Source organism: Citrobacter sp. Cb004 (assembly GCF_030337065.1).
Lineage (GTDB): Bacteria > Pseudomonadota > Gammaproteobacteria > Enterobacterales > Enterobacteriaceae > Citrobacter > Citrobacter braakii.
Genome location: NZ_JAOWCH010000069.1, coordinates 80,989 through 87,985 on the forward strand (window position 1 = coordinate 80,989; position 6,997 = coordinate 87,985).

The following is a 6,997-nucleotide window of genomic DNA, read 5'->3' on the forward strand; positions in this document are numbered from 1 at the left end:
ATCGCGATGGAAAGCAAACGTCTGGATAATGCCGCGTTGGCGGCGGGGATCAGCCCCAATTACATTAATGCCCACGGTAAACCGCAGTCTATTGGCGTCGAAACCAAGCGGCGTTTGCTTGACGCTATGCATCGCTCCACCGCCACCGCTCAGGTGGCGGTGACCCCGGTGCCGAATGTCATGGTTTATACCGCTGGTAAGAAAATGCCGCTGGCAGTTGAGGGACGCGGAGAGTTTACCTGGCTGCTGACCACCGAAGAGGGTGTGCAGCACAAAGGGCATGCCGTCGGCGGTAAATCGTTCAACCTTCCGGCGAAGCTGCCGGAAGGGTATCACACGCTTACCCTAACCCAGGGGGAGTTGCGTACCCATTGCCGCATCATCGTCGCGCCGAAACGCTGCTATGAGCCGCAGACGCTGTTAGCCGGGCAAAAGCTGTGGGGCGCATGTGTTCAGCTCTATACCCTGCGTTCAGAAAAAAACTGGGGGATTGGCGACTTTGGCGATCTCCGTGCCATGCTGGTGGAGGTGGCGCAACGCGGTGGCGCGTTTATCGGTCTGAATCCGATTCACGCGCTGTATCCGGCGAACCCAGAGAGTGCCAGTCCGTACAGCCCGTCGTCACGCCGCTGGTTGAACGTTATTTATATTGATGTGAACGCAGTAGACGATTTTCGCCTGAGTAAAGAGGCGCAGGCCTGGTGGCAGAAACCCGCGACTCAGCAAGCTCTGCAACGCGCGCGTGATACCGAGTGGGTTGATTATTCTGCCGTTACCGCATTGAAGATGACAGCGCTGCGTATGGCGTGGAAAAGCTTCTCTGCACGTGACGATGAGCAGATGGCGGCATTTCGTCAGTTTGTGATTCAGGAAGGGGATAGTCTGTACTGGCAGGCGGCCTTTGACGCGCTGCATGCGCATCAGGTGAAAGAGGACGCACTGCGCTGGGGCTGGCCGGTGTGGCCGCAAGCTTTCCAGTCGGTGGATTCACCAGAGGTAAAACGCTTTTGCGAAGAGCATCGTGATGAAGTGGATTTCTACCTGTGGTTGCAGTGGCTGGCGTATACCCAGTTTGCTGATTGCTGGAAAACCAGCCAGGGCTTTGCGATGCCGATTGGATTATATCGCGATCTGGCTGTCGGCGTGGCCGAAGGCGGGGCGGAAACCTGGTGCGACCGCGAGTTGTATTGCCTGAAAGCCTCGGTTGGCGCACCGCCGGATATTCTCGGTCCGCTCGGGCAAAACTGGGGATTGCCGCCGATGGATCCGCATATCATCACAGCACGCGCTTACGAACCGTTTATCGAACTGCTGCGTGCCAATATGCAGAACTGCGGTGCGTTGCGTATCGACCATGTTATGTCGATGCTGCGTCTGTGGTGGATCCCTTACGGCGAAACTGCCGATCACGGCGCCTACGTGCATTATCCGGTCGACGATCTGCTTTCAATTCTGGCGCTGGAAAGTAAACGTCATCACTGCATGGTAATTGGTGAAGATCTGGGGACTGTGCCGGTAGAGATCGTCAGCAAGCTGCGTGACAGCGGCGTGTACTCCTACAAAGTGCTTTATTTTGAGAATGACCATGAGAAAAATTTCCGCGCGCCGAAAGCGTACCCGGAACAATCAATGGCAGTCGCGGCGACGCATGACCTTCCTACGCTTAAAGGTTATTGGGATAGCGGCGATCTGACGCTGGGTAAGGCGCTGGGGCTGTACCCGGATGAAGTCGTGCTGCGTGGGTTGTATCAGGACAGAGAACTGGCGAAACAGGGGCTGCTGGACGCGCTGCACAAATACGGGTGCCTGCCAAAACGTGCTGGTCACAAGGCGTCACTGATGTCGATGACGCCGATTCTTAATCGCGGCATGCAACGCTACATCGCTGACAGCAACAGTGCGCTGTTGGGCCTGCAACCGGAAGACTGGCTGGATATGGCTGAGCCTGTCAATATTCCCGGGACCAGCGACCAGTACAAAAACTGGCGGCGTAAGCTCACCGCCACGCTGGAGCAGATGTTTGCCGATGACGGTGTGAACAAGCTGATTAAGGATTTGGATAAGCGCCGAAAAGCGGCCGCGAAGAAGAAGTAAAAAAGCCGGGGATTTCCCCGGCTTTTTTAGGGTGATAGCAGGTAGGCCGGGTAAGCGAAGCGCCACCCGGCACAGTTATATCAGACCACCATACCCAGCAGCAGACACCCTACCAGACCGCAGACGGAGATAATGGTTTCCAGCATTGACCATGACTTGATGGTTTCACCGATGGTCAAGTTGAAGTACTCCTTGAACAGCCAGAAGCCCGGATCGTTCACGTGGGAGAAAATGACGGAACCGGAACCAACCGCAATAACCATTAGCTCAGGGCTTACGCCGGTCGTTGCAATCAGCGGTGCCACAATCCCACCAGCGGTGATCGCTGCAACGGTTGCGGAGCCCAGTGCGATACGCAGTACCGCAGCGATAGACCATGCCATCAGCAGCGGAGAAACGTTTGAACCGTGCATCATTGACGCGATGTACTTGTCCACGCCGCTATCCACCAGGACCTGTTTGAAGGCACCGCCACCACCGATGATCAACAGCATCATCGCGATGATTTTGATGGAGGACACCAGCGTGTCGTTGATCTGATCCATCGAACGTCCGCGGTTCAGACCAAAAGTGAACATCGCAATCAGCACCGCGATAAGCGTTGCCATAACCGGGTCACCCAGGAATTCTGCCACCGTCAGGAAAGCGTGGCCTTTTGGCAGAATCATCTCCGCCACGGCGCGCATCGCCATCAGGATAACCGGTACCAGGGAGGTCCAGACGCTGACGCCAAAGCCAGGCATCTCTTCTTCGGTAAACGTTTTCGCGCTGTACAGACCTTCCGGGATTGGCTTATCGATACCTTTCAGGAAGCGAGCGTACACCGGACCGGCGAGAATAACGGTCGGGATTGCCAGAATCGTACCAAACAGCAGGGTTTTACCCATATCTGCGTGGAAAATGGTGGCAATAGCGGTCGGACCTGGGTGCGGCGGCAGGAAGCCGTGAGTTACGGACAGCGCAGCAGCCATCGGCACGCCAACATACAGCAGCGGGATGTTGGCAGCAGCGGCGATGGTGAACACCAGCGGCAGCATCAGCACGAAGCCGACTTCGTAGAACAGGGCAAAACCGACGGTGAAGCCGGTTAATACCACCGCCCACTGAATATGTTTTTTGCCGAATTTAGCAATCAGGGTGGTTGCGATGCGCTGTGCGCCGCCGCAGTCCGCCAGCATTTTGCCCAGCATGGCGCCAAAACCCATAATCAGGGCGAGGCTGCCAAGGGTTCCGCCGACGCCGGCTTTAATCGAACCGATGACTTTATCCAGTGGCATCCCTTGCATCAATCCGACAGCAAGCGCCACCAGGACGAGAGCGATGAAACCGTTCATTTTGAAACGGATCATCAGGAGGAGTAACAAGATTACACCGATAGCAACGATGACTAATGGCATGATTTACCTGGCCTTTACTTTGTTATGGGTAACGTCAGTGTTTAGATGACAAATTCCGATTGTCCCGACCGGGAACAGAGCATTCTCAGCACCAATGCTGGTTGCCTTCAAAACTAATCAGTTTAGCTGGCTGTTATGTGTGTGTTAGGTGCTGATGCGAATGATACGGGTAACATACGGCGCTTGAAAATCACCTGGGCAGGCAAAATTTAAATTATGAGAGGCTGGTCAAATTATGAGGGGGATTGTTGCAGGAAATATGCGGAGAAATGCAAGGTTGTAGGCCGGATAAAGCGATTACGCTGCCATCCGGCATCAATGCCCGATGGCGGCGCGGATGCGTCTTAACGGGCCTACGGAAACTCTACAGGTTGAGGCGTTAGTAGTAAGAGTGCTCGCCGCGCTGGTGTTCGGTTAAATCGCGAACGCCTTTCAGTTCAGGGAATTCAGCCAGCAGCTGCTTCTCGATACCTTCTTTCAGCGTTACATCCACCATTGAACAGCCGTTACATCCGCCGCCAAACTGCAGAATAGCGTAGCCTTCATCGGTGATTTCCATCAGAGAGACGCGACCACCATGACCTGCCAGCTGTGGGTTGATCTGCGATTGCAGCATGTACTCCACGCGTTCCATCAGCGGCGCATCATCGGCAACTTTACGCATTTTGGCGTTTGGTGCTTTCAGGGTCAGCTGGGAGCCTAACTGGTCGGTAACGAAATCGATTTCTGCATCTTCCAGATACGGTGCACTCAGTTCATCAACATATGCGGTCAGCAGGTCAAATTTAATGGCGGTGTCGGTTGCTTCCACGGCGTCCGGCGGACAATAAGAAACGCCGCATTCAGCGTTAGGCGTGCCGGGATTAATCACAAATACGCGGATTTGTGTCCCTTCTTCCTGATTTGCCAGCAGTTTGGCAAAGTGCGCTTGTGCAGCATCGGAAATATGGATCATAGTAATGGCCTAATAGTTGACTATTTTACTTGGTTATAATACGCCCATCATCGAGGCTCTACAAGGTTCGACACAGGCACCATACCTGGACAGTCGCCGCGCCGTTGCGTAAAAGCAGCTGCGCGATTTCCGCGACGGTACTTCCGGTAGTGACGACATCATCCACAATGACCATATGGAGTCCCTGCACTGGCAATTCAAGGCGAAAGGCGTTTTTCAGGTTACGTTTACGTAATCGGGCGCTGAGATGGTGCTGTGTGGCGGTTGCCCGAACCCGCGTGATAGCCCGGCTGTCCCAGTCGCAGCCCAGCCAGCGGGCCAGGGGACGACACAGTAAGTCGCTCTGATTAAACCCTCTGCGCCAGTGCCGGCGTTGCCAGAGCGGGACGCTGACGAGCCTGTCCGGCAGAGGAAGACCGCTGACGCGCCGGGCCTGTAATACCTCCAGCAACAACAAGCGTGAAAGAGCGGGGGCCATTTCGCCACGTCGGGAAAACTTGAGCTGGTGGATAAGCCCGCTCAATGGCGGAGCATAGTCGCTGACGGTAACCAGTCGCTGCCACGGCGGTGGTTTTTGCAGACAGCGCCCGCAGGGAACGACGGTATGCGCGGCAGGAAGTCCACATTGAGGACACCGGCTGACGTGCTGATGCGTTGCCCGTGTGCAGACTGAACAGATCCCCCAATGCCCTAACGTCAGGGGCATTCGGCATAGCCAGCACAATCCCGGTACTGTTAGCATAGAAGCATTCTTTCAGGCTAAAAGAGAACAATAACTGATGAATGACATCTGGTGGCAGACCCAGGGTTCGGGAAATTGCCATCTTGTGCTGCTGCACGGATGGGGACTGAATGCGCAAGTGTGGCATTGCATAAGCGAGGAATTGAGTTCGCATTTCACGCTGCATCTTGTCGACTTACCGGGATTTGGTCGCAGCCAGGGGTTCGGCGCAATGTCGCTGGAAGAGATGGCTGAGCGGGTAGTAAAACAGGCGCCGGAGAAAGCCATCTGGCTCGGCTGGAGTCTGGGCGGGCTGGTCGCAAGCCAGGTGGCGTTAACCCATCCTGAACGTGTTCAGGCGCTGGTGACCGTGGCGTCTTCCCCTTGCTTTAGCGCGCGCGACGAGTGGCCGGGTATCAAGCCAGAAGTGCTGGCAGGTTTCCAGCAGCAGTTGAGCGAAGATTTCCAGCGTACGGTGGAACGTTTTCTGGCGTTGCAGACGATGGGCACGGACACCGCGCGTCAGGATGCGCGGGCACTGAAGAAAACAGTTCTGGCGTTACCCATGCCGAATGTCGAGGTGCTCAATGGCGGACTGGAGATCCTGAAAACGGTCGATCTGCGTGAGCCTCTGTGCGCTGTGGACATGCCTTTTCTGCGGTTGTACGGCTATCTCGATGGACTGGTTCCGCGCAAAGTGGTCCCAATGCTCGAGGCCCTGTGGCCGCATAGCGAGTCGTTGATATTTGCTAAAGCGGCGCATGCACCGTTTATCTCGCATCCTGCAGAGTTCTGCGCAGCGCTGGTGGCGTTAAAAAAACGCCTATAAATCTGTTGTGTTGCCCGGTAGAGCCACGCTTACCGGGCTTGAGATTAATGGCTGCGCGTAGCCAGATCCTCAGCGGTCAGGCCGGTAATTCTGAAGATGGTCAGCGGGTCGATACCATCAGCCTGCAGGGTTGATGCAATACGTAAAGCTTCCTCTCGTTTACCTTGTTGCAAGCCCGTTTGTAACCCTTCTTGTAATCCCTCTTGTAACCCTTTCATATGACCTTCCTGAAGACCATTAAGATGCCCTTCTTGTCGTAATCTTTCGGCGATAGTCATCAACTTTTCCTTATGTTGGGGTAAACGTTCGGCGACCTCATGAAGAAACTCGGTAAAATGTGCGGTGTCCCCGACCTGCATTAGATAATTAAACAAGGCTTTCAACTGGCTGTCATTAGCGTGTCCTTTAATAAGCAGGATGGCCAGTTTTTCTACCAGCCCCATCAAATCGCGTTTACGAATATGTTTTTGGATGAGTTCCAACAGCGCCATCCGGCGATGCTGCATGATCTCGTCATCGGGAACCACGGTGATATCGATCAGTGGAAACGCTGAGGTATAAAGTTGTCTGGCGGCCTTTGGGTCGTCAAATTCGTCCAGCCAGCAGAGTGAGTAGGGGTATGGGCTTGCCGCGCCATGATAAAAAAGCATGGGTATCACCAGCGGGAGTTTCTTGTGACCTGCAGCCAAATGACGATGCATGACCGCAATGGCATAACGCATCAGCCGAAATGCCATATGGGCATCGGCGGTGCTCTGATGCTCAATGATGGTGTAAATATAGCCATCTCCTTCGCGGGTTTTTAATGACCACAGCACATCGGAATAGTACGCGCGCAAATCGTCCTCAATAAAGCTGCCCGATTCCAGTTGTAGCGTTTTCAGATCGCACAGTTTTTGCAAAGAGGCTGGAAGATGGAGCCGAAGAAAGTCGCGTGCGGTAGCAGGGTGGTTTAAGAACGTTTTAAAAATCGCGTCATGCGGCGTAGCAGTCGTGTCAGT

6 protein-coding genes are annotated in these 6,997 nt (G+C 54.6%); 2 read left to right on the plus strand and 4 right to left on the minus strand.

All coding sequences use genetic code 11. The features are described 5' to 3' along the window. Positions 1 to 6: 6 nt before the first annotated feature. Positions 7 to 2,094: a 4-alpha-glucanotransferase gene (gene malQ, locus OGV65_RS21010; RefSeq protein WP_200080281.1), complete on the plus strand. Its 2,088-nt coding sequence runs from the start codon at positions 7 to 9 to the stop codon at positions 2,092 to 2,094. 80 nt (positions 2,095 to 2,174) lie between these two features. Here malQ and gntT read toward each other — a convergent pair whose 3' ends face one another. From gntT to gntX, 3 genes are all read right to left on the minus strand, one after another. After that, positions 2,175 to 3,491, minus strand: a complete 1,317-nt coding sequence (gntT, locus tag OGV65_RS21015) for a gluconate transporter (protein ID WP_003023507.1) — start codon at positions 3,489 to 3,491, stop codon at positions 2,175 to 2,177. Between the two features lie 379 nt (positions 3,492 to 3,870). After that, positions 3,871 to 4,446 carry a Fe-S biogenesis protein NfuA gene (nfuA, locus tag OGV65_RS21020; RefSeq protein ID WP_003023509.1) on the minus strand — a complete coding sequence of 192 codons (576 nt, stop codon included), beginning with the start codon at positions 4,444 to 4,446 and terminating at the stop codon, positions 3,871 to 3,873. Between the two features lie 58 nt (positions 4,447 to 4,504). Continuing rightward, positions 4,505 to 5,188: a DNA utilization protein GntX gene (gntX, locus tag OGV65_RS21025; RefSeq protein ID WP_016154807.1), complete on the minus strand. Its 684-nt coding sequence runs from the start codon at positions 5,186 to 5,188 to the stop codon at positions 4,505 to 4,507. Between the two features lie 37 nt (positions 5,189 to 5,225). Here gntX and bioH point away from each other — a divergent pair, with 37 nt between their 5' ends. Further along, positions 5,226 to 5,996 (plus strand): pimeloyl-ACP methyl ester esterase BioH, encoded by a 771-nt coding sequence (gene bioH, locus OGV65_RS21030; RefSeq protein WP_286455387.1) that lies wholly within the window; start codon positions 5,226 to 5,228, stop codon positions 5,994 to 5,996. A 44-nt stretch (positions 5,997 to 6,040) separates the two neighbouring features. Here the strand turns inward: bioH and OGV65_RS21035 are convergent. Continuing rightward, the coding region (locus OGV65_RS21035; protein ID WP_286455388.1) for an Rpn family recombination-promoting nuclease/putative transposase at positions 6,041 to 6,997 on the minus strand (957 nt) is incomplete at its 5' end.